This is a genomic window from Peribacillus sp. NPDC097264, assembly GCF_050277925.1.
In the GTDB taxonomy this organism is placed as follows: domain Bacteria; phylum Bacillota; class Bacilli; order Bacillales; family DSM-1321; genus Peribacillus.
In genome coordinates this window covers 301,548-323,177 of record NZ_JBNNSR010000002.1, presented here as the reverse complement: position 1 = coordinate 323,177, position 21,630 = coordinate 301,548, and the positions used below count along the sequence as shown (strand labels likewise).

The 21,630-nt window shown below is 41.1% G+C and carries 24 protein-coding genes; all 24 read left to right on the top strand.

The window, feature by feature from the left end; all coding sequences use genetic code 11:
* Window positions 1–53 precede the first annotated feature (53 nt).
* The 24 genes from fliF to ACQKL0_RS04085 all read left to right on the top strand — a co-directional run bounded on the left by fliF (window position 54) and on the right by ACQKL0_RS04085 (window position 21,622).
* On the top strand, window positions 54–1,655 hold the full coding sequence (gene fliF, locus ACQKL0_RS04200; protein ID WP_427686396.1) for a flagellar basal-body MS-ring/collar protein FliF: 1,602 nt from the start codon (window positions 54–56) through the stop codon (window positions 1,653–1,655).
* 12 nt (window positions 1,656–1,667) lie between these two features.
* Window positions 1,668–2,687 carry a flagellar motor switch protein FliG gene (gene fliG, locus ACQKL0_RS04195; RefSeq protein WP_402956303.1) on the top strand — a complete coding sequence of 340 codons (1,020 nt, stop codon included), beginning with the start codon at window positions 1,668–1,670 and terminating at the stop codon, window positions 2,685–2,687.
* Window positions 2,680–3,441: a flagellar assembly protein FliH gene (gene fliH / locus ACQKL0_RS04190; protein ID WP_427686394.1), complete on the top strand. Its 762-nt coding sequence runs from the start codon at window positions 2,680–2,682 to the stop codon at window positions 3,439–3,441. Before fliG ends, fliH begins: the two co-directional genes overlap by 8 nt.
* A 2-nt stretch (window positions 3,442–3,443) precedes the next feature.
* Window positions 3,444–4,763, top strand: coding sequence for a flagellar protein export ATPase FliI (gene fliI, locus ACQKL0_RS04185; RefSeq protein WP_402956307.1), 1,320 nt, complete (start codon window positions 3,444–3,446; stop codon window positions 4,761–4,763).
* Between the two features lie 2 nt (window positions 4,764–4,765).
* Window positions 4,766–5,209 (top strand): flagellar export protein FliJ, encoded by a 444-nt coding sequence (fliJ, locus tag ACQKL0_RS04180; protein WP_402868333.1) that lies wholly within the window; start codon window positions 4,766–4,768, stop codon window positions 5,207–5,209.
* 8 nt (window positions 5,210–5,217) lie between these two features.
* Window positions 5,218–5,835 (top strand): MotE family protein, encoded by a 618-nt coding sequence (locus ACQKL0_RS04175; RefSeq protein ID WP_427686393.1) that lies wholly within the window; start codon window positions 5,218–5,220, stop codon window positions 5,833–5,835.
* 26 nt (window positions 5,836–5,861) lie between these two features.
* Window positions 5,862–7,256 (top strand): flagellar hook-length control protein FliK, encoded by a 1,395-nt coding sequence (locus ACQKL0_RS04170; protein ID WP_427686391.1) that lies wholly within the window; start codon window positions 5,862–5,864, stop codon window positions 7,254–7,256.
* 8 nt (window positions 7,257–7,264) lie between these two features.
* Window positions 7,265–7,900: a flagellar hook assembly protein FlgD gene (gene flgD / locus ACQKL0_RS04165; RefSeq protein ID WP_402987897.1), complete on the top strand. Its 636-nt coding sequence runs from the start codon at window positions 7,265–7,267 to the stop codon at window positions 7,898–7,900.
* 11 nt (window positions 7,901–7,911) lie between these two features.
* Window positions 7,912–8,295: a TIGR02530 family flagellar biosynthesis protein gene (locus ACQKL0_RS04160; protein WP_402987900.1), complete on the top strand. Its 384-nt coding sequence runs from the start codon at window positions 7,912–7,914 to the stop codon at window positions 8,293–8,295.
* 77 nt (window positions 8,296–8,372) lie between these two features.
* Window positions 8,373–9,575 carry a flagellar basal-body rod protein FlgF gene (flgF, locus tag ACQKL0_RS04155; protein WP_402987903.1) on the top strand — a complete coding sequence of 401 codons (1,203 nt, stop codon included), beginning with the start codon at window positions 8,373–8,375 and terminating at the stop codon, window positions 9,573–9,575.
* Between the two features lie 50 nt (window positions 9,576–9,625).
* Window positions 9,626–9,841, top strand: coding sequence for a flagellar FlbD family protein (locus tag ACQKL0_RS04150; protein WP_402988021.1), 216 nt, complete (start codon window positions 9,626–9,628; stop codon window positions 9,839–9,841).
* A complete protein-coding gene (fliL, locus tag ACQKL0_RS04145) occupies window positions 9,838–10,266 on the top strand; it encodes a flagellar basal body-associated protein FliL (protein WP_402987906.1) in 429 nt (142 codons plus the stop codon). Before ACQKL0_RS04150 ends, fliL begins: the two co-directional genes overlap by 4 nt.
* A gap of 52 nt (window positions 10,267–10,318) precedes the next feature.
* Window positions 10,319–11,317, top strand: a complete 999-nt coding sequence (fliM, locus tag ACQKL0_RS04140) for a flagellar motor switch protein FliM (protein WP_402868343.1) — start codon at window positions 10,319–10,321, stop codon at window positions 11,315–11,317.
* Window positions 11,307–12,533 carry a flagellar motor switch phosphatase FliY gene (gene fliY / locus ACQKL0_RS04135; RefSeq protein WP_427686388.1) on the top strand — a complete coding sequence of 409 codons (1,227 nt, stop codon included), beginning with the start codon at window positions 11,307–11,309 and terminating at the stop codon, window positions 12,531–12,533. The genes fliM and fliY overlap by 11 nt, the downstream gene beginning before the upstream one ends.
* Window positions 12,534–12,553: 20 nt before the next feature.
* Window positions 12,554–12,916, top strand: coding sequence for a response regulator (locus ACQKL0_RS04130; RefSeq protein ID WP_063231856.1), 363 nt, complete (start codon window positions 12,554–12,556; stop codon window positions 12,914–12,916).
* Window positions 12,917–12,935: 19 nt separating this feature from the next.
* Window positions 12,936–13,610 carry a flagellar biosynthetic protein FliO gene (locus ACQKL0_RS04125; RefSeq protein WP_427650991.1) on the top strand — a complete coding sequence of 225 codons (675 nt, stop codon included), beginning with the start codon at window positions 12,936–12,938 and terminating at the stop codon, window positions 13,608–13,610.
* Window positions 13,607–14,272: a flagellar type III secretion system pore protein FliP gene (gene fliP / locus ACQKL0_RS04120; RefSeq protein WP_402868349.1), complete on the top strand. Its 666-nt coding sequence runs from the start codon at window positions 13,607–13,609 to the stop codon at window positions 14,270–14,272. The genes ACQKL0_RS04125 and fliP overlap by 4 nt, the downstream gene beginning before the upstream one ends.
* Before the next feature lie 14 nt (window positions 14,273–14,286).
* Window positions 14,287–14,556 (top strand): flagellar biosynthesis protein FliQ, encoded by a 270-nt coding sequence (gene fliQ / locus ACQKL0_RS04115; RefSeq protein WP_402868351.1) that lies wholly within the window; start codon window positions 14,287–14,289, stop codon window positions 14,554–14,556.
* A gap of 3 nt (window positions 14,557–14,559) precedes the next feature.
* A complete protein-coding gene (gene fliR / locus ACQKL0_RS04110) occupies window positions 14,560–15,336 on the top strand; it encodes a flagellar biosynthetic protein FliR (RefSeq protein WP_402868354.1) in 777 nt (258 codons plus the stop codon).
* Window positions 15,337–15,338: 2 nt separating this feature from the next.
* On the top strand, window positions 15,339–16,421 hold the full coding sequence (flhB, locus tag ACQKL0_RS04105) for a flagellar biosynthesis protein FlhB (RefSeq protein WP_402868355.1): 1,083 nt from the start codon (window positions 15,339–15,341) through the stop codon (window positions 16,419–16,421).
* Between the two features lie 37 nt (window positions 16,422–16,458).
* Window positions 16,459–18,495 carry a flagellar biosynthesis protein FlhA gene (flhA, locus tag ACQKL0_RS04100; RefSeq protein ID WP_402868357.1) on the top strand — a complete coding sequence of 679 codons (2,037 nt, stop codon included), beginning with the start codon at window positions 16,459–16,461 and terminating at the stop codon, window positions 18,493–18,495.
* Window positions 18,492–19,664 carry a flagellar biosynthesis protein FlhF gene (gene flhF, locus ACQKL0_RS04095; RefSeq protein WP_427686386.1) on the top strand — a complete coding sequence of 391 codons (1,173 nt, stop codon included), beginning with the start codon at window positions 18,492–18,494 and terminating at the stop codon, window positions 19,662–19,664. Before flhA ends, flhF begins: the two co-directional genes overlap by 4 nt.
* Entirely contained in the window at window positions 19,648–20,514 is an 867-nt protein-coding gene (locus ACQKL0_RS04090; RefSeq protein ID WP_427686384.1) for a MinD/ParA family protein, read from the top strand. Before flhF ends, ACQKL0_RS04090 begins: the two co-directional genes overlap by 17 nt.
* Before the next feature lie 10 nt (window positions 20,515–20,524).
* Window positions 20,525–21,622: a protein-glutamate methylesterase/protein-glutamine glutaminase gene (locus ACQKL0_RS04085; protein WP_407407646.1), complete on the top strand. Its 1,098-nt coding sequence runs from the start codon at window positions 20,525–20,527 to the stop codon at window positions 21,620–21,622.
* Window positions 21,623–21,630: the final 8 nt, after the last annotated feature.

The window sequence follows — 21,630 nt, the reverse complement described above, 5'->3', positions numbered from 1 at the left end:
CTAGGGGGAAAATGCCTCCTCTCATAAATTCATAGACTGACCGGGGGATTTAAATGAATGATGCACTAGTGAACTTTAAAAATAAAATAACTGGTTACTGGAGTACAAGAAGTAGAAAACAAAAGATGATAATGATTGGTTCAACGGCATTAGTCATCATCATCGTCATGGTTGCCTCATTTTTCGCAACCCGAACGACATTGGTTCCGTTATATTCCAATCTGAAACCATCCGAGACGGGTAGCATAAAAGAAAATTTAGACAGTCAAGGAATAAAAAACGAGATTGCGGATAACGGTACAACCATCAAAGTACCACAAGAAAGTGTTGATACGCTCAAAGTCGAACTAGCGGCTGAGGGAATACCAGAGTCTGGTAGCATCGATTATTCATTCTTTAGCCAGGGAGCTGGATTGGGAATGACTGAAAATGAGTTTAATGTAATTAAATTGGATACGATGCAAACAGAGTTATCCAATTTAATAAAGAAAATTGATGGAGTCGAGGACGCTAGCGTCATGATTACGCTTCCTGATAAAGGAGTCTTTGTCAGCGAATCCGCCGGTGAAGCTTCAGCATCGATTGTATTGAATACGAAATCGGGCTATAAGTTCGAGGAGAGTCAAGTCAATTCCCTATATCATCTTGTTTCGAAAAGTGTTCCCAACCTTCCTACAGATAATATCGTCATCATGAATCAAGATTTTGAGTATTATGACCTTAAAAATGAAAATTCGTCATTCGGTTCTGCTTTTCAATCTCAAAATGAGATAAAAAAAGAAATAGAACGAGATATACAAAGACAAGTGCAAAATATGCTTGGAACTATTATGGGGCGGGATAAAGTGGCCGTTTCCGTTACGACCGACATTGATTTTACTCAAGAAAATCGGGAAGAGAACCTTGTGGAGCCGGTGGATGAGGAAAATATGGCTGGAATAGAAATTTCAGCCCAAAGGATCAACGAATCGTATAGCGGGGACGCAGCTGAAAATGGGGGAATTCCCCAAAGTGAAGACTCCGCGGATTCATTGGGTTCCAGTTATGTAGAAGGTACGACAGGTTCAGGCGATTATGAAAAAACAGATGAAACTATAAATAGTGAAGTGAACCGAATCAAGAAAGAAATCGTTGAAAGTCCATATAAAGTCAAGGATTTAGGCATTCAAGTCATGGTAGAACCACCTACCGCTGATGATCCGAATTCATTATCTCAACAGAGCGTGGATGATATCACACAAATCCTAAGTACGATTATCCGAACGACGATAGATAAAAAAGCGGTAGGGGAAGAACTGACAGATGATGAATTAAATCAGAAGATTGCCATTTCCGTACAACCTTTTAATGGAAAAATGAAGATCTCAGAAGAGGAGAATGCTTCCTCACTACCGATATGGGTTTATATTGTTGGTGGAGTTCTATTGCTAGTCATTATCATTCTATTAGTCTTATTCTTCCGTTCAAGACGTCAACGGGATTTGGAAGAGGAGTATTACGAGGAAGTAGAAGAGGAAGCCCAATTCCAAGTTCCTGATTTAAATAAAGAGACGGAATCGGAGGCCTCTTTAAAAAGGAAACAGCTTGAAAAATTGGCTAAAGAGAAGCCAGATGAATTCGCAAAATTATTAAGAAGCTGGATAGCAGAAGATTAGGAGGCCATGCAAGTGATAGATCGAAAGAAAAAGGGTGGATTGACAGGTAAACAAAAGGCGGCAATCCTCCTTATCTCCTTAGGCCCGGATGTTTCTGCATCCGTATATAAGCATCTTTCAGAAGAAGAAATCGAGAGGCTGACTCTGGAGATTTCAGGAGTTAGAAGTGTCGACTCGCACGATAAGGAAGAGATTTTAGAGGAATTTCATAACATCGCTTTAGCACAGGATTATATTTCGCAAGGTGGGATAGGATACGCGAAGCAGGTTTTGGAAAAGGCGTTAGGTACCGATCAAGCTGCGGCCATCATTAACCGTTTAACTTCATCCCTGCAAGTTCGGCCTTTCGACTTTGCACGTAAAGCAGACCCAGGGCAAATATTGAACTTTATTCAAAATGAGCACCCTCAGACGATTGCCCTGATTTTATCTTATTTAGATCCGACACAGGCCGGACAAATTTTATCAGAACTGCCTCAAGAAGTGCAGGCAGACATTGCAAGAAGGATTGCTTTGATGGATAGCACTTCGCCAGAGATTATTAATGAAGTGGAACAGATATTAGAAAGAAAACTTTCTGCAACCGTTACCCAGGATTATACACAAACCGGTGGTGTCGAAGCTGTGGTAGATGTCCTGAACGGAGTCGATCGTTCCACGGAACGAACCATTTTGGATGCTCTTGAAATTCAAGACCCTGAACTTGCAGAAGAAATCAAGAAGAGGATGTTTGTCTTTGAAGATATCGTGACCCTTGATGGTAGAGCCATTCAACGTGTGGTTCGGGAATCTGATAATGAAGATCTTAAACTTGCACTTAAAGTGGCAAGTGAGGAAGTGAAAGACATTGTATTCCGCAATATGTCCAAACGGATGGTCGAAACCTTTGAGGAAGAAATGGAATATATGGGACCTGTTCGTCTACGTGATGTAGAAGAAGCACAATCAAGAATCGTTGCTGTCATTCGCCGCCTTGAAGAAACTGGTGAAATTGTAATCGCCCGCGGCGGAGGGGATGATATTATTGTCTAGAATTATTAAATCTCATCAGGCGAAGGAAGATGAACGTAACAAATTCACGATTAAAATCCGGCAATTTGATGTCCAGGCAACAGAAAATGATGAGGGGCAAGTCACCAATCACTTCCCACCTAATGAATTTCTTAATCAAACCATACAAGAAGCGGATGCCATATTAATAGAAGCAAAGCAGCAAGCCGAAACGATTGTCGAAGAAATTCAACAAGCGAAGAATTATTGGGAGCAAGAGGAAAAAAGAATATACATTGAACAAGCACAAAAAGAAGGATACCAACAGGGAATTGAGGATGGAATTCAAAAGGGCTATAACGAGATGGCCGGGGACATCGCTTTTGCGAAAGAAGTGGTGGAGGCATCAAAAGTAGATTATCAGCAACATCTTGAATCCTCTGAATCAGTCATTCTAGATATAGCATTGAACGTAGCCAAAAAAATCATCGGACAGCAATTGGAGGCTAAGGAAGAAACATTCTTATCTCTCGTTAAGGGAGCGATTAAAGAAGCAAGGGAATACCGGGAAGTTCAGTTGCACATTCATCCGTCCAGATACCAATCGATTCTTTCTCACAAGGATGAAATGATTTCGATTTTTCCAAAAGAAGCGGAATTATATATTTATCCTGATGATGAATTGGATGAAAGCAGCTGTATCATAGAGTCGGAGAATGGAAGAATTGATGCAAGTGTCGATAGTCAACTACTAGAAATTAAGGCAAAACTATCCGAACTGTTGGAAGGGGAGTAAAGATGAAAGCGAGAGACCTCATACCCTATATTGATGAAGTCGATACATTTAAACACTATGGCCGAGTCAAGCGTGTCGTAGGGTTGATGATTGAATCTCAAGGCCCTGAAAGCTCTGTTGGAGACGTTTGCTATATCTATACCGGTGTTCAAAAAAAGAAAAAACCGATACTGGCTGAAGTCGTCGGTTTCCGCGATGAAATGGTTATTCTCATGCCATTTACAGCTGTGAGTGATATTTCACCAGGGTGCATCGTCGAAGGAAGTGGGCGTAGCCTTGAGATAAAAGTGGGAAGCGGATTGATTGGCCAGGTTGTCGATCCTCTGGGTTTTCCCATCGATCATTCCCTGCTTCCGAAGGGACTAGCTACGGTACCAGTCGATCAAGATCCTCCCAATCCTATGGAAAGACCACCGATTGATGAACCGATTGATGTTGGTGTCAGGGTGATAGATAGTCTACTAACAGTCGGAAAAGGGCAACGTGTCGGGATTTTCGCTGGGAGTGGAGTAGGGAAAAGTACATTGCTAGGCATGGTGGCCAGGAATACGACAGCTGACTTAAATGTTATTGGACTTGTTGGGGAACGTGGTCGGGAGGTTCGGGAGTTCATTGAGAAGGATCTTGGTCCAGAGGGATTGGCTCGTTCCATTGTGGTGGTGGCAACTTCCGATCAGCCAGCGTTGATGCGGATTAAAGGAGCAATGACAGCAACTGCAATTGCAGAATACTTTCGGGATAAGGGATTGAATGTAATGTTGATGATGGACTCTGTCACAAGGGTGGCGATGGCCCAAAGGGAAATCGGACTAGCTGTCGGTGAGCCACCTACGACAAAAGGGTATACACCATCGGTATTCGCCATTCTTCCAAGACTTTTAGAAAGAACGGGAACAAATCAACTAGGATCTATCACAGCCTTTTATACGGTTCTTGTTGATGGAGACGATATGAATGAACCAATTGCTGATGCAGTCAGGGGAATATTGGACGGGCATTTCATCTTAGACCGTAATTTGGCTAACAAGGGCCAGTATCCCGCGCTTAATGTTTTAAAGAGCATCAGCCGAGTCATGAATAACATCGTTGGAGAAAGACACAAAAAGTCGGCAGAAGAACTACGTGCAAACTTATCTACTTATATGGATTCGGAAGATTTAATTAATATAGGAGCTTATAAAAGGGGATCTTCGAAGGAAATAGATAATTCCATAAAGCGCTACCCGGAAATCATTTCATTTTTAAAGCAGGGCACTCATGAAAAGGCGCCTAAAGATATAAGTATAGGAAACCTTGTAGATTTGATGGAAAGAGGTGAGTAGCTATGATTTATCAATATAAGTTCGAAAAGATTCTTACCATAAAAGAAAAAGAAAAAAGAGATGCACTATCTAAATATAATACAGCGCTGAAAAAGTTTGAAGAAGTGGCTGGAAAACTATATAAGTTCTTGAAGAAGAAAGAGGACTTACTGGCATTCCAAGAGGAAAGGTTGAGAAATGGTTTGTCCATTCAAGAAATTCGCCATCACCAGCTGTTTATGGACAATCTTGAAAAGCTCATAAGTCTTAGCCAGGAGGAAGTCATAGAAGCTCGTTATAAAATGAATGTCCTGCAAGAAGTATTAATGGAAAGAAATATTGAAGTGAAGAAGTACGAGAAAATGAAAGAAAACGATTTTCATAAATTCTTGGATATCATCAAGGAAGATGAGAATAGACAAATGGATGAAATATCTATCAGGCAATTCTTAAGTAAAGGGCGTTAGGTGATAGAATGCGTAAAAAAGAAGAACCAACTGGATTGGATGAATTGGAAGAAAGTAAAATAAGTAAATTTCAATGGTTTCTTGTCATCTTTATCCCTTTGATTTTTGCGGTGACTGTTGCATTGATCGTTTTTACTGTAGCCGGTGTGAATGTCATGGAAAAGGCTAAGGAGCTATCAGGGGAAATCCCCTTTACTGAACTATTTGAAAAAGATGATGAAAAAGTAAAACCTGCACAAGAGATTGGTAAGGATTCAAAAAGATTGGCTAGACTAGAGACTGAAATTAAAGACAAGGAAAAAGAGATAAAGAAACTTGAAAGCATCATTGACACCCGTGATCAGGCGGTCGAAAAGGCTGAGGCAGAAAAACAGCAAATACAAACTCAATTGAATCAGCTTAAAGAAAGCCAGGATGGGAGTAAACGGGCATTCAAGGACATCATACGCACATATGAAACGATGGCTCCTAAAAAATCAGCGCCAATCATTACGGAGATGAACGATGAAGATGCCGTGAAAATCTTGGCAAGTATGAAAGCTGATACATTAGCGAAGGTCTTGGAGCAGATGCCTACCGCAGATGCTGTCAGATTAACGAAGAAACTAACAGAGTCTAGTACGTAAGTCGCATGAAAGGAGGTGATTTAAACGTGAATTCGGCCATTAATTCGATGCTACCTTTGGCATCAGTGAATAAAAAAGTACAACCCAACCAGAGCCAAGGATCAAATGCCCAGTTTGGATCCGCCCTTCAATCCGCATTGACTGTAGAGACAGATTCGGACAAGACGTTGGATGCAGAATCTATCACTCTTTCGGAGAAAGAACTCACAACACTAAAGGATTTGGTGGATTTCTTGAAACAATCCAATTTAAGTGATCTTGAAGGGGGAGTAGCAGCTGAGGACTTGTTAATAAACGAGTCGTCAGGTTCGGGAGAGTTACTTTTACAGCTACTGCAAATTCTTAACGGTGATGACAAAACTAGTCTAGAGAGATTTTTTACAAGTATCGAAGAACTTGATTTAGATAGTGACCAGGAAGAGATGGCACTCGACGCTCAAAGTCTTCTCGGTGCTAATGTCATGGACCTATATACAATCCTTAAACAGGTTGCATCGTTAAGTGAAGATGAGTGGAAACAGCTCCCAATAGAGGGAACGGCAAACCTTTTAAAGCTAGTGAAAGTTCAGGAACTTCTATCAGAAACTAAAGATATGACACTGGACGAAGCATCCATCCAGAAGCAAATGAAGAACGTGCTTGATGGAATAACCGGAAAGCTTGAAAAATGGGTGTCCAATGAGCAACAGAAAAAAAGTGGAGATCTTGATTTTTCAGTTCTAGTGGACAAAGGGCAGAATAAATCTCTCGAAACGGTGAGGAATGCATTCTCTCGGATGGTAGAGGCTGATAAAGAAGGAAACAAGCAAGGCCTGGGTTTGCCAATCCAAATTTTAAAACCGGATCAGCTTAATTTCACTCTAACAAAAAATGATAAAACAGATGGACAAGAGGTTCTGAATACAGAGGAAAGCACCCACTTAAATCCAAGTGTTCCCGTTCAAATGAGCAAGATAGAACAATTGGTTTTGACAGCTTCCAAAAGTGGTCAGAACGTAAGTCAAGAGGAATTCGTCAAGCGATTTGAATCCATTTTGAACAAATCAAATTTCTCAGGAACGAATGGCGTCAATAAGCTGTTAATTAGACTGAACCCTGAACACCTGGGCTCGCTCAGAATTGAATTGATCCAAAAAGATGGACTGATGACAGCAAGAATCTTAGCCACTACAGCACATGCAAAGGATATGTTGGAGAACCAAGTTCGAGGATTAAAGCAAGCCTTTAGCGGGCAGAACATTCAAATCGAAAAAATCGAAATTGCACAGGCCTTCAACTCTTTCAATGCAGAGAAATTCAGCCAGAAAGATGCAGAGGACCAAAGCAGACAACACCAAGAAAGCAAGCAGGAAAGTAACGAAGAATCAGAAAGTGAATTTACCAGTTCATTTGCTGAAGCCCTGTTAAATCTAGAAGTGTAGGTGAAGAAATGACGACGATTGATACATCACTCATGTTATCAAACTATCAAACCGAAACAAGAAAAACGGGGGATAATCTAGGAAAAGATGATTTCCTGAAGTTGTTGCTTACTCAACTACAAAATCAAGACCCTTCAAGCCCGATGGACAACTCGGAGTTCATAGCCCAAATGGCGACTTTTTCATCTTTAGAACAGATGATGAATATCGGAACTAAAATGGACGAGTTGCTTGCATCCAATCAGCAAAATAGTTTGATGAACTATAACTCCTTTGTTGGCAAAGAAGTGACATGGCATAAACTTGACGAGGGTGATGAGAACCTTGCAATTGAAGAAGGAACAGGAATCGTGGATTCAATTCAATTTAAAGGAGATAAAGTTTATTTCCTTTTAGAAGATGGAACCAAACTTGAACCGGCGAATATTTCAGCCATGAAGCAGACGGGAACAGGCTCAAATAGCCTGACGACAGCAAGCGAGCTGATTGGTAAAAGTGTCACGTGGAATGATGAGAAAAACGGTGAGCAGTCGGCCATTGTAACATCAGTATCGATGAATAATGGCAAGCTGCAAATCGAAGTGGATGATGAAACAGGCACAAAATTATCAAGAGAGCAATTGATAAAAATAGCTGGCGCTTAAGGAGCGGAACGATGAATAAACTAGGCTTTCAAACTAATTCCGCTCAAGCGATACCACTGATGAAATCACCCTTGAGACAAAGGCAAACGGTCCAGCAAGGATTTCAACAGCACTTCAAGACAGCTGTAACAGATGTTGAAAAACTGACGATCAGTAAACACGCTCAAATGCGGATGAATCAAAGGAAAATAGAAATAAATCCCCAAACTTGGGATCTAATTGCCGATAAAGCAAGTGAGGCCAAAAAGATGGGAGTGACAGAGTCACTCATAATCACCGATAATGCGGCGCTCGTAGTCAGCACGAAAAATAACAAAGTTATCACTGTCATGGACCGAGATGAAGCATCGTCTCAAATTTTCACGAATATCAATGGAACCATATTACTGGATTAACGGGCCGGCCCTAGTATAGGAAGCCTAGACTGTGGAATGACAGAAGCAGTCGCTAATATGAAAGGGGAACGTTTAATATGCTTCGTTCAATGTACTCAGGAATCAGTGGGTTGAAAAACTTACAAACAAAATTGGATGTCATCGGGAATAATGTGGCTAATGTAAATACGTATGGTTTTAAGAAAAGCCGTGTTACTTTCAGTGATACGATGAACCAAACAATATCAGGGGCAAGTGCTGCAACGGAAAATAGAGGGGGGACCAATGCCAAACAAGTAGGTTTAGGATCTACAATCGCGACGATAGACACGATTCATAGTCAATCAAGCTTGCAAACTACTGGACGTGATCTAGACTTGGCTGTATCCGGTGATGGCTATTTCGTCGTTAAACAAGGTGACGCCTTATCGTATACACGTGCCGGAAATTTCTATTTAGATGATAATGGTACCCTCGTAAACTCGAGTGGATCCAAAGTGCAAGCCTACAAGGTTGATGCAAATGGAAAATTATCGAATACAATCGGTGATGTAGCAGTTAACGTAAATGCTGTTTTACCGGCAGTAAAGACAACTACAGTAACCGTGAGTGAGAATCTTGCAGCAGACGCTATTAAAGGTTCCGTATTTAGTCAGCAAATCAAAGTGATTGATGATAAGGGTCAAGAACAAACGAAAACGATGTATTTTCAAAAAACATCTGAACCAAATGCTACTACTGGTTCATGGGATGTATTTGTAGACCAGGAACCACCGACTGTTCCTGGTACTACAGGTTCAGGTCAATTAACTACTCTTGCTTTTGATAATAACGGTAATTACACTTCTGGTAATAAAACAGAAGCTACCATAAATTATAATTTTTCAAACCTTACCCAAGTTGCAGGAACAACAACAGCTCTTGTCAATCCAAACGGTAATAAAGAAGGAAAACTGGAAAGCTTTAACTTCGGCGCTTCAGGTGAAATTAATGGAATATACTCAAACGGGAAAATCGTGACATTGGGTCAGTTGGCCATCGCCAAGTTCTCAAACGCTTCTGGTTTAACCAAAACTGGCGGTAGCACATTCCAGGAATCGATTAACTCAGGAACGGCGAACATCGGTGTAGCTGGGGATGGCCGCGGAACACTTGCATCCGGGTCATTGGAAATGTCCAACGTCGATTTATCCGAAGAGTTCACGGAGATGATTGTTGCTCAGCGTGGTTTCCAGTCGAATTCGCGGATCATCACGACGTCTGATGAAATTCTGCAAGAACTGGTTAACTTAAAACGATAGGTTAAGGGAGGGAGGAGCCAGGCGCTGATTTGCTCTGGCTCCTACATATTATTATTAAAGTGACAAGGCTGAATGGCAAAAGATTTCATATTAATGCATTGTACATAGATACGGTCGAATCGCTGCCGGATACGACCATTACTTTTACAAATGGCAAGAAGATTGTAGTACTTGAGAAAGAAGAGGAATTGATTCAGGCTATCATTCAATTCTACCGTTCCGTTAACGTTCTTGGATTTCAAAAAGATGGGGAGGGAAGCGTATGAAAAAAAAGCTATTGACGATTATATTGATTATGCTTGTGGCGATAACCCTGGTTGGCGTCATAGCAGTAGTGGTTGTTACGAAGTTATCTGACCCCACATCGGCAGAAGACAAGCCAAGTATAGATGAAATCGTTAAATCTTCTGTTGAAATTCCTGAGATTACGACGAATCTAGCGGGCAATGATTATATTAAAATATCATTTATGGTCCAGACAGATAGTAAAAAGGCTAAAGAAGAACTGGAAAAAAGGAATTTTCAAGTGAAAAATATCATTATAACCGAGCTTTCCGAAATGAAGGCAACAGATTTGACAGGTAAAAAGGGCAAGGAAAAACTTCAGAATACATTAAAGACTAAAATTAATGAATTAATGGAAGAAGGAAAAGTTGAAAAGGTTTATATAACCTCCTCGATTCTTCAATAAGAACATCCTGACTTCATTAAATAAGAAGGGGAAGTTTTGGAGGTGAATGCTAATGTCCGGGGAAATATTATCGCAAAATGAAATTGATGCACTACTATCAGCGATTTCTACAGGAGAAATGGATGCAGATGATTTAAAGAAAGAAGAAATAGAAAAAAGGGTGAAAGTGTACGACTTCAAGAGAGCGCTCCGGTTCTCGAAAGACCAAATCAGGAGTTTGACACGCATCCATGACAATTTCGCAAGGTTATTGACAACCTATTTTTCAGCGCAGCTAAGAACCTATGTTCAAATTTCGGTCGCTTCCGCTGACCAAATCCCTTATGAAGAATTTATACGGTCCATCCCAAAAATGACAATTTTGAATGTATTCGAGGTTCCACCCTTGGATGGTCGCATCATACTTGAGGTCAACCCGAATATTGCGTATTCCATGATGGACCGGGTGTTGGGCGGCAGGGGCGTCAGTGCAAATAAAGTTGACAGTCTAACGGAAATCGAAACGAAAATCATGTCAAATCTCTTTGAGAAGGCTTTTGAAAATTTACAAGAAGCCTGGGAGACGATTGTCGAAATCGAACCGGTGATGACGGAATTCGAAGTGAATCCGCAATTCTTACAGCTAGTTTCACCCAATGACACAGTGGTGGTCATTTCGTTGAATACCCAGATTGGTGAAACAAGTGGAATGATCAATATATGTATACCGCACGTCGTATTAGAACCGATCATACCAAAGTTATCTGCTCATTACTGGATGGAAACGTCCCAAAAAGAAAGACTGCCTGAGGAAATCAAGGTCTTGGAAACGCGTATCAGGAATTCAGACCTCCCAATCATTTCCGAACTTGGAACCACTGATATTACCATACAGGATTTTCTGCTTCTTGATGTAGGTGATGTTATCGATTTAAATCAGGCAATCGATCAACCTTTATTAATTAAAGTTGGAGGAATTCCAAAATATAGTGGGCAACCAGGCAAAGTAGGTAAAAAACATGCCATCCAGATTCTTGATATTTTGAAAGGGGGAGACGAAGATGGTAAGTGACGAAATGCTTTCACAAGACGAAATAGATGCCCTTTTAAAAGGTACAGATGATACAGATGAAGGGGTAAGCTCGCTTCCCATTGCTGATTATTTATCAGCAATGGAACTGGATGCACTCGGTGAAATCGGGAATATCTCTTTCGGAAGCTCAGCAACTGCATTATCTACCTTATTGAACCAAAAGGTGGATATCACGACTCCGACTGTTACCATCATTGAAAAGGGTAAAATAGCAGAGGAGTTTCCACAGCCATATGTGGCCATCCAAGTAAGGTATACGGAGGGGTTTTCCGGTATCAATATGCTTGTCATCAAGCAAAGTGATGCAGCCATCATCGCCGATTTGATGTTGGGTGGTGATGGATTAAGTCCTTCGGATATGCTAGGGGAAATCCAATTAAGTGCGGTCCAGGAAGCAATGAATCAAATGATGGGGTCCGCCGCTACGTCAATGTCGACCATTTTCAGCAAAAAGGTTGATATTTCTCCACCTAGCATAGATTTACTCAATTTTTTGAACGGCGAAGGCGAGGACGCCATCCCGAACGAAGATCTATTTGCAAAAATTTCGTTCCGGCTGCGCGTCGGTGATTTAATTGATTCAAGCATCATGCAGTTATTGCCTTTAGAGTTCGCTAAGGGGTTGGTCGATGAACTATTGAATGGTACCGGAGATAGTGAACCTGCCGAAATTCCAAAAACGATGGAACAGGTGGCCAAAAATCAGCCGCAGAGCATTCCGACACAAGCGACTGTTCAATCACAGATGCCCATTACGAACCAATCAGTCCATGATCCATATGGACAAATGCCTTATCAGGCACAACAACAGACTTATCAAATGCCTAATGAACCTCAGCATTTTGGTTCACCAAGTGCATCCAATGGTAAGCCTGTAAATATCCAACCAGCTAGTTTCACAAGTTTTCAGCCTTATCAACTTCAAGAATCGGAAACGAAGAACCTCAGCATGCTGATGGACATTCCACTTCAAGTAACGGTAGAACTTGGCAGGACAAAGCGTTCGGTCAAGGAAATCCTGGAGTTGTCATCCGGTTCTATCATTGAATTGGATAAACTGGCTGGGGAACCTGTTGATATTCTTGTAAACAGCCGGTTAATCGCAAAGGGTGAAGTTGTTGTCATTGATGAAAACTTTGGAGTTCGAGTTACTGATATTATGAGTCAGAGCGACCGATTAAAAAAAATTAGATAAAATTTGGGGGAAGAAACAAAATGGCAAATAGAATATTAATTGTAGACGATGCAGCATTTATGAGAATGATGATCAAGGACATTCTTTCTAAAAATGGCTTTGAGATTGTCGGGGAAGCGGCAGATGGAGCCCAAGCAGTTGAGAAATATAAAGAAACGCACCCGGATCTTGTAACGATGGATATAACGATGCCTGAAATGGATGGAATTACCGCATTAAAGGAAATTAAAAAGGTAAATCCTCAAGCCAAGGTCATCATGTGCTCTGCAATGGGCCAACAAGCAATGGTCATTGATGCCATCCAAGCGGGAGCCAAAGACTTCATTGTAAAACCGTTCCAAGCCGATCGCGTATTGGAAGCCATAAATAAAGCACTAAGCTAACTAAGAGGGTGTCTTCATATTGTTTGCTTTTAAAAAATGGCTTCAAGTTTCACTAGCGCTAGTCATTTTGTTTTGCGGGGCCATTCAGGTCCATGCACAAGATCAGGATGACACAGTAAAGAATTTTTTTGAGCCAGAAAATTCAAAAACGGATAAAACTGATAAATCAAAAGAATCCCTTTCTACCGATTCCCAATCTACCGATGAAGCAACGAATCCTGAAAAAGTGGGGATTACTGGATGGGAGTTCCTCAGGATGATTCTTGCGACCATTTTTGTGGTCGTGCTGCTCTATATAGTTTTAAGATTTGTAGGAAAGAAAAGCAAAACGTATCAAAAAGCCAATTCGGTTGAGAATCTGGGAGGTACGAGTCTCGGGGCAAACCGATCCGTACAGCTTGTAAAAGTCGGAGGAAGGATTCTAGTCGTAGGCGTTGGTGAAAACATCCAACTTTTAAAGGAAATAGATGATCCAAAAGAATATGAACAGCTGATAGAAGATTACAATGGGAAAATGGACCAGATGATCCAGCCAAGAGATTTTGTGGCAAAAATGAAAGGCAAATGGCTGAAAAAGGATGAAACAGAGACTAATAGTTTTTCCTCGGAGTTCAAAAATCAGCTCGAGAAAATGTCTAAAAGCAGGAAGAAGCTGTTAAAAGAACTTGATAGGAAAGGAAGAGACAAAGAATGAATGAGTTCATGGAGTTCTTTAACAACAGTGATCCCACTAGCGTCTCTACTTCCGTCAAGTTAGTTCTTTTGCTAACCGTTTTATCTCTTGCTCCTAGTATATTGATTTTAATGACGTGTTTTACGAGGATCATCATCGTACTCAGTTTTGTCAGGACTTCGCTGGCGACGCAACAGATGCCGCCGAACCAGGTACTGGTCGGCTTGGCTCTTTTCATGACTTTTTTCATCATGGCTCCCACTTTCCAGGAAGTGAATGAGAAGGCATTGACTCCTTTATTTAATGAAGAAATTGATTTGGAAGAGGCGTATGAGCAAGCAGCGATTCCTTTTAAGGAATTTATGAGCGCTCATACGAGACAGAAAGACCTGGCCTTATTTCTTGACTATGCCCAGGTAGAACAGCCAAAAACGATACAGGATATCCCCTTGACTGCTTTTGTTCCAGCATTTGCAATCAGTGAAATTAAAACGGCCTTTCAAATAGGATTCATGATTTTCATTCCTTTTTTAGTGATAGATATGGTCATTGCCAGCGTCCTGATGTCAATGGGAATGATGATGTTACCGCCGGTCATGATTTCCCTCCCATTCAAGATCCTTCTCTTCATTCTTGTTGATGGTTGGTATTTAGTAGTGAAGTCATTATTACAGAGTTTTTAAGCAGGTGAGAAAAGATGAGTGCAGATTATGTGATTGATGTAGCAGAAAAAGGAATTTATATGGTGTTGATTATTGCGGGTCCGTTGATGTTGATAGCTCTTGTGGTCGGGTTATTAGTAAGTATCTTTCAGGCAACCACTCAGATTCAGGAGCAGACATTGGCCTTCGTTCCGAAAATTGTGGCTGTTTTATTGGCGCTTATTTTATTGGCCCCATGGATGCTCAGTCATCTATTATCATATGCCAATGATATATTCGGTAATTTGAATCGATTTGTAGGTTAGGGCATGGAAGAAATATTCCCTTACTTTCCTGCTTTTTTATTAATAGTAGTCAGGGTTACTACCTTTTTCGTGGCCATGCCGATTTTTTCGTATCGATCAATTCCGATACAGCACAGAATCGGGTTGGGGGTTTTCCTGGCTTGGATCATGTACTATACCATCGATGCCCCGGTTCTGGATTTGGATGTGACTTTTTATTTATTGATCATGAAGGAAGCACTTGTAGGACTTTTCATTGGGTTTGCTGCTTATATGATCTTGTCTGCGGTCCAAATTGCCGGTGGGTTAATCGATTTTCAACTGGGCTTTTCGATAGCGAATGTCATCGATCCACAAACAGGAGCACAAAGTCCCTTGATGGGACAATATTTATACACGATAGCCCTATTGTTTCTATTAAGCACCAATGGTCATCATTTACTACTGGATGGAATCTTTTATAGCTATCAATTTATCCCGATTGACCAATTGTTCGTCCCGTTCGGCGACCAAACAATAATTGAGTACTTGGCCAAGGCGTTTAGTAAAGCATTTATGATTGCCTTTCAAATGGCGATCCCAGTAGTGGGGAGCATATTTTTAGTGGATGTCACGCTTGGTATCCTAGCAAGGACCGTTCCTCAACTAAATGTTTTTGTTGTCGGCATCCCTGTGAAAATCATCGTGGGTTTAGCGATTGTCATCATAGTCATGGGAATGATGATGACGGTTGTGTCACAGTTATTTAACTTCATGCTCCTGACGATGCGTCAGTTAATGCAGCTGATCGGGGGCTTATGACAATGGAATGGATACAACTGGATTTACAGTTTTTCGCCGGTGAAAAAACGGAAAAGGCAACCCCAAAAAAACGTCAGGATTCAAAGAAAAAAGGGCAAGTTGCCAAAAGCCAGGATGTCAACACCTCAGTTAATTTAATCACTGTATTCTCAGTGTTGCTGTTGATGGGACCCTATATGTACAATCATTTACTCTCCCTTATGAAGAAATACCTACAGAACTTCACGATGGCCGATTTCAGTGAAGAGGGGATGCAAGTCATTTTGCTCGAAATTCTTGTAGAGATGGGACTTGTTCTGGGTCCTGTTTTTCTGGCAGCAGTGGTAGCAGGGATTTTGGCCAATGTGATGCAAATCGGTTTTATGTTTTCTACGGAATCAATCCAGTTCAAGCTCGAAAAGCTGGACCCCATTAAAGGGTTTAAACGAATTTTTTCCATGAGGGCAATTGTTGAATTATTGAAATCCATTCTTAAAATATCATTTGTTGGTTTTGTTGCTTTTTATGTACTTTGGAACCGTATGGAAGAGATCATGATTTTATCACAGATATCTGTGGCAGATGCAATGGCAACATTGGCGGATATTACGATTAAAGTAGGGTATTATGCTGCCGTGGCTTTATTGTTCATTGCACTATTGGACTATATGTATCAAAAATATGACTTTGAAAAAAACATCCGGATGTCTAAGCAAGATATTAAGGATGAATATAAAAATTCTGAAGGCGACCCGCTCATTAAATCTAAGATCAGGCAAAAGCAACGTCAGATGGCTGCCCAGAGAATGATGCAGGAAGTGCCGAATGCGGACGTTGTCATTACAAACCCCACGCATTTTGCCATTGCTCTAAAATATGATGAAAATGAAGCGGAAGCTCCCTTTGTCGTGGCGAAGGGTGTGGATTTTGTTGCTCAGAAGATTAAATATATCGCGAAAGAAAATGATGTCGTCATGGTGGAAAATCGGCCTTTGGCAAGATCGTTATATGATCAAGCCGAAGTGGGACAAGCGATACCGGAAGAGTTTTTTAAGGCAGTCGCTGAAATACTGGCCTTTGTATATAAAACGAAAGGCAAGCTTTAAAAGGTAGATTGTTACCTGTTAGTTAGGAGAGAAAAACATGCGAGCAAGAGATTTGGTTGTTATATCGAGTGTCATCATGATTGTCGCCATGTTGGTCATACCATTACCAACTTGGTTATTAAGTATCTTACTTCTTTTAAATATATCTCTTGCGCTGTTGGTTCTATTGACTACGATGAATATGAAAGAGCCGCTTGAGTTTTCAATCTTTCCGTCGCTGCTCTTATTATTAACACTATTCAGACTCGGATTGAATGTGTCCACGACTCGTGCCATTTTGACGTATGGAGATGCTGGCGGTGTCGTTGAAACCTTTGGCTCCTTCGTGGTTGGAGGGAATGTTCTTGTAGGCTTAGTGGTATTTATAATCTTGGTCATCATCAATTTCATTGTCATCACGAAAGGGTCCGAAAGGGTATCTGAAGTAGCGGCAAGGTTTACGCTGGATGCGATGCCTGGGAAACAGATGGCCATTGACGCGGATTTGAACGCTGGGATGATATCTGAAGGCGAAGCACGTACAAGGCGAGAAAAAATCAGCAACGAAGCCGATTTCTATGGATCCATGGACGGGGCGAGCAAGTTCGTAAAAGGTGATGCCATAGCAGGTATAATCATTGTCATCATCAACTTGATTTTTGGGATGATCATCGGTGTCATGCAATTGGACATGAGCTTTGGCGAATCAGCCGTCCATTTTTCCATGTTATCGGTGGGCGATGGAATCGTCAGCCAAGTGCCGGCATTACTGATTTCAACGGCTACAGGGATTGTCGTGACTCGTGCAGCCTCTAATGGAAATTTAGGCGCGGATATCGTTGAGCAGTTATTTCAATTTCCTAAAATGCTGTACTTGACTGCAGCAACAATTTTCCTCCTGGGATTATTCACCCCCATATCGGATGTATTCACAATGCCGATTGCCGCTTTGTTGGTTCTGGGTGGATATGTCATTTCCAAAACACCACAACCTGATGAAAATGAAATCCAGGAGATGGAAGAAGTATTGGAAACGGACGAAATGAAAAGTCCTGAAAGCGTCGTGAACCTTTTGAGTGTCGACCCCATTGAATTTGAATTTGGCTATGGACTAATCCCCCTTGCCGATACGAATCAGGGAGGAGACCTTCTCGATCGGGTGGTCATGATCCGCAGACAGCTGGCAATCGAAATGGGTCTGATCATCCCGGTGGTGCGGATTCGGGATAATATCCAGTTGAATCCTAATGAGTATCGCTTGAAGATCAAGGGAAGTGAAATTGCCAACGGAGAATTACTTTTGAACCACTATTTAGCCATGAGTCCTGGCATAGAGGACGATACAATAGAAGGAATCGATACGGTTGAACCGTCATTCGGTCTGCCTGCTAAATGGATTACGGAAGACATGAAAGAGCATGCGGAAATGATGGGCTATACCGTGGTGGATCCTCCGAGTGTGGTTTCCACGCATTTAACGGAAGTCATCAAAGCTAATGCCCATGAACTTTTGGGCAGGCAGGAAACGAAACAATTAATCGATCATCTACGAGAAACATCGCCGATTCTCGTAGAGGAGGTCACCCCGAATCCATTATCGATTGGGGATGTCCAAAAGGTCTTGGCAAAACTATTGAAAGAAAAAGTTTCGATAAGGAACTTACCAATCATTTTTGAAACGCTTGCTGATTATGGAAAGTTATCTACTGATACCGATTTGCTCACTGAATATGTAAGGCAGAATTTAGCAAGGCAAATTACGAACTCCTTTATTTCAGGAGAAAACCGGATAAAAGTCATCACTTTATCGGGAAAAGTGGAGAAGGCGATTGCAGATGCGGTACAACAAACTGAACATGGTAACTTTTTATCGCTCGATCCGACTGTATCCCAGTCGATACTAGAGGCGATTGCCAGTAAATTGGAGGAGCTGACTTTGATGGATCATCAACCGATTGTGCTTTGCTCCCCAGCTGTACGTATGTACGCTCGACAATTGACAGAACGTTATTTTCCCAATGTACCGATTCTTTCATACAATGAACTCGAATCAAATGTAGAAGTACAAAGTGTAGGGGTGGTGAATATTGATTGAGAGTAAAGAAATATATGGCACCTTCCATGTCTGAAGCCATGAAGCAGATACGACAAGAGTTAGGCAGTGAAGCGGTCATTTTAAGTTCGAAAGCGGTATTCACGGGTGGTTTTCTAGGGTTGTTCAAGAAAAGGAATATTGAAGTCATGGCTGCCATCGATCCCGTTTCACAGCCCGCCCAACCCGTAACTAAACAAAAAGAGAAAAAGCTGCCTGTAAAACCGGCACTTGAGAGTACTAAAGCGAAAAACAATGAACAGGCTGCATCAAAACAAATCAACCGGGGAGATGTTGAACTGGTAAAGGAAATTGAGGGGTTAAAAGGGATGATAAGAAATATACAAATCCCATCACACGCCCATTATCCGGAGAAATTACAACAAGTTTATGAGTATCTTATCGAACAGGATGTCGATACAGTTATCCGCTCACAAATCATGGACGAGCTCCTTGATAAATGGTTTGCTACTAAAGCGGATTCTACTGATGAAGAGATTAAAAACTGGCTAGAAGCATCTTTGTGTAAACTAGTGGATCAGGTACCGAATGGAAGGCCCGGCCTGCAGAAGAAATATATTAATATTGTAGGTCCGACAGGTGTTGGCAAGACAACAACTTTAGCCAAGGTAGCAGCAGAGACCATGCTGAAGCATGATAAGAAGGTAGCTTTCATTACAACCGACACGTATAGGATAGCTGCTATCGATCAGTTGAAGACATATGCAAAGATTCTAAACGTTCCAATCGAAGTGGCTTATAACTTGGAAGATTTCAAAAAAGCCACAGAACGCTTTTCTCATTACGATTATGTGTTCATCGATACAGCTGGAAGGAATTTTCGCAATCCGCAGTATGTTAAAGACCTAGGGGAAATCATCCACTTCACAGATGAGATGGAAACGTACTTAGTGCTTTCATTGACTTCGAAGCAAAAGGACATGGAGGATATTTATCGACAGTTCACGACGATTCCGATTAAGCAGGTCATTTTTACGAAAGCGGATGAAACGTCTACTTTTGGTTCGATCTTTAATTTTATTCACACTCATAAATTGGGGGTAGCTTATATAACAAATGGACAAAATGTGCCAGATGATATTGAAAAAGCAACTTCATCCAATTTATTGAAGATGGTTCTTGGAGCTAAAGATTATGAAAGATCAAGCTGAAAACCTAAGAAGGAGACTGGAATTGCAAAAAAACCATTTAATGGCCAAGACACTTGCCATCTTGAGTGGAAAAGGTGGAGTCGGTAAATCCAACTTTTCTTTGAACTTTGCCATTTCCTTGTCGAAACTGGGAAAAAAGGTATTGTTGTTCGATATGGATATTGGAATGGGTAATATAGATATCTTATTTGGGCAGCATTCTCCATATAGCATCGTTGACTTTTTTGAAGATGGTCTAAGCTTGAAAGAGATTATGACCACAGGACCGGAACAAATTTCCGTAATAACAGGTGGAACCGGGCTGACCCACCTTTTTACTTTAGATGAAGATAAATATGCACGTTTTACTGATGAATTTGGTTCTCTGCTAGAGAGTTATGATTATATATTGTTTGATATGGGGGCAGGTATCACACAGGATTCCGCAAAATTCCTTTTGTGTGTGGATGAGTTAATCATCATCACAACCCCAGAACCGACTTCTGTGATGGATGCTTACTCTACGATGAAATACATTCATTCAATAAATGATGAGATTCCATTTTTTCTCGTTTGCAATAGAGTGTTCACGAAAAAGGAAGGGAAAGAAACGATGATCAGACTTCAAAATGCCCTGAGAAAATTCCTTGGAGCGGAGATGGTTTCACTTGGCTATCTCCCCGATGATAGGTCCGTTTCCAAAGCGGTTTCCAAGCAGATTCCTTTTATCCTTTCTTATCCTGATGCGGCTGTTTCCAAATCTCTAATCGAGGTTGTATCTAGATATGTAAATCATGGCTTAGGTGAAGAATCAATTATACAAAAAAGTAATTTCCTGCAAAATATGAAACGATATTTTCTTGGAAAGTAGGTTTCCTTATATGGAAAAGGTTAAAGTGTTGATCGTGGATGATTCCGCGTTTATGAGGAAGCTGATTTCTGAACTTTTAGCAGAAGATAATAGAATGGAAATCATTGGTACGGCCAGGAACGGTAAAGATGCTTTATTAAAAATAAAATCGCTGAAACCGGATGTCGTCACCTTGGATGTTGAAATGCCGGTTATGGATGGATTAGAAGCGTTAAACCGGATTATGGAAGAATGTCCGACAGCAGTGGTCATGCTATCAAGCACGACGAAGGAGGGGACGGAAAGTACATGTATCGCCATGCAGAGTGGCGCCATTGACTTTATTGCTAAGCCTTCAGGGGCTATTTCACTGGATTTGCATAAAATTAAGGAAGAACTATGTGAGAAAGTTATGGCAGCCAGCCTTGCAAATGTTCACAAACTACAAAAAAGTGCGATAAATGTTGAAAGAAACCCATCAGACTGGAAAAAATATAGTAAAATAGAATCAAAAGAAATTAACGATATTGATAATGATATGAAAAAATGGTTCCATGGCAATAAAAAGATTGTAGTTATTGGTACATCGACAGGAGGACCAAGGGCTTTGCAGACAGTATTGACGGGTCTCCCGGAAAATATCGATGCCCCTATTTTGATTGTCCAGCATATGCCTCCCAGCTTCACGAAATCCTTAGCCGATAGGCTCAATTCATTATCGAGGATACGGGTAAAGGAAGCGGAAGATGGGGAATTGATTCAAAAAGGAGTAGCATATATCGCTCCGGGGGGATTCCATTTCAAAGTGAAAAAAGTTGGGTTGAGTCTTGCGGTAGAATTGGATCAATCCGAGCAGCGAAATGGGCATCGTCCTTCGGTGGATGTGCTTTTCGAATCAGTAAGTGAAATAGCGGAATTTGCAAAAATAGCTGTTGTCATGACTGGAATGGGTATGGATGGTTCAAGCGGGCTTACCAAGTTGAAAAGAACTGGTCCCTTAAAGGCAATAGCAGAGTCACAGGAGACGTCAATTGTCTTTGGAATGCCAAAGGCGGCGATTGCTACCAATTTAATAGATAGCATAGAGGATGTAGATAAAATAGCAAAAGCCATAATTGGCTATTGCTAACATACGGG

Excerpts from the sequence above, each read along its gene's own strand:
- fliF (WP_427686396.1), top strand. The coding sequence starts at position 54 with ATGAATGATGCACTAGTGAACTTTAAAAATAAAATAACTGGTTACTGG.
- fliI (WP_402956307.1), top strand. The coding sequence starts at position 3,444 with ATGAAAGCGAGAGACCTCATACCCTATATTGATGAAGTCGATACATTT.
- fliJ (WP_402868333.1), top strand. The coding sequence starts at position 4,766 with ATGATTTATCAATATAAGTTCGAAAAGATTCTTACCATAAAAGAAAAA.
- ACQKL0_RS04175 (WP_427686393.1), top strand. The coding sequence starts at position 5,218 with ATGCGTAAAAAAGAAGAACCAACTGGATTGGATGAATTGGAAGAAAGT.
- flgD (WP_402987897.1), top strand. The coding sequence starts at position 7,265 with ATGACGACGATTGATACATCACTCATGTTATCAAACTATCAAACCGAA.
- ACQKL0_RS04160 (WP_402987900.1), top strand. The coding sequence starts at position 7,912 with ATGAATAAACTAGGCTTTCAAACTAATTCCGCTCAAGCGATACCACTG.
- flgF (WP_402987903.1), top strand. The coding sequence starts at position 8,373 with ATGCTTCGTTCAATGTACTCAGGAATCAGTGGGTTGAAAAACTTACAA.
- fliL (WP_402987906.1), top strand. The coding sequence starts at position 9,838 with ATGAAAAAAAAGCTATTGACGATTATATTGATTATGCTTGTGGCGATA.
- fliM (WP_402868343.1), top strand. The coding sequence starts at position 10,319 with ATGTCCGGGGAAATATTATCGCAAAATGAAATTGATGCACTACTATCA.
- fliY (WP_427686388.1), top strand. The coding sequence starts at position 11,307 with ATGGTAAGTGACGAAATGCTTTCACAAGACGAAATAGATGCCCTTTTA.
- ACQKL0_RS04130 (WP_063231856.1), top strand. The coding sequence starts at position 12,554 with ATGGCAAATAGAATATTAATTGTAGACGATGCAGCATTTATGAGAATG.
- fliP (WP_402868349.1), top strand. The coding sequence starts at position 13,607 with ATGAATGAGTTCATGGAGTTCTTTAACAACAGTGATCCCACTAGCGTC.
- fliQ (WP_402868351.1), top strand. The coding sequence starts at position 14,287 with ATGAGTGCAGATTATGTGATTGATGTAGCAGAAAAAGGAATTTATATG.
- fliR (WP_402868354.1), top strand. The coding sequence starts at position 14,560 with ATGGAAGAAATATTCCCTTACTTTCCTGCTTTTTTATTAATAGTAGTC.
- flhB (WP_402868355.1), top strand. The coding sequence starts at position 15,339 with ATGGAATGGATACAACTGGATTTACAGTTTTTCGCCGGTGAAAAAACG.
- flhA (WP_402868357.1), top strand. The coding sequence starts at position 16,459 with ATGCGAGCAAGAGATTTGGTTGTTATATCGAGTGTCATCATGATTGTC.
- ACQKL0_RS04090 (WP_427686384.1), top strand. The coding sequence starts at position 19,648 with ATGAAAGATCAAGCTGAAAACCTAAGAAGGAGACTGGAATTGCAAAAA.
- ACQKL0_RS04085 (WP_407407646.1), top strand. The coding sequence starts at position 20,525 with ATGGAAAAGGTTAAAGTGTTGATCGTGGATGATTCCGCGTTTATGAGG.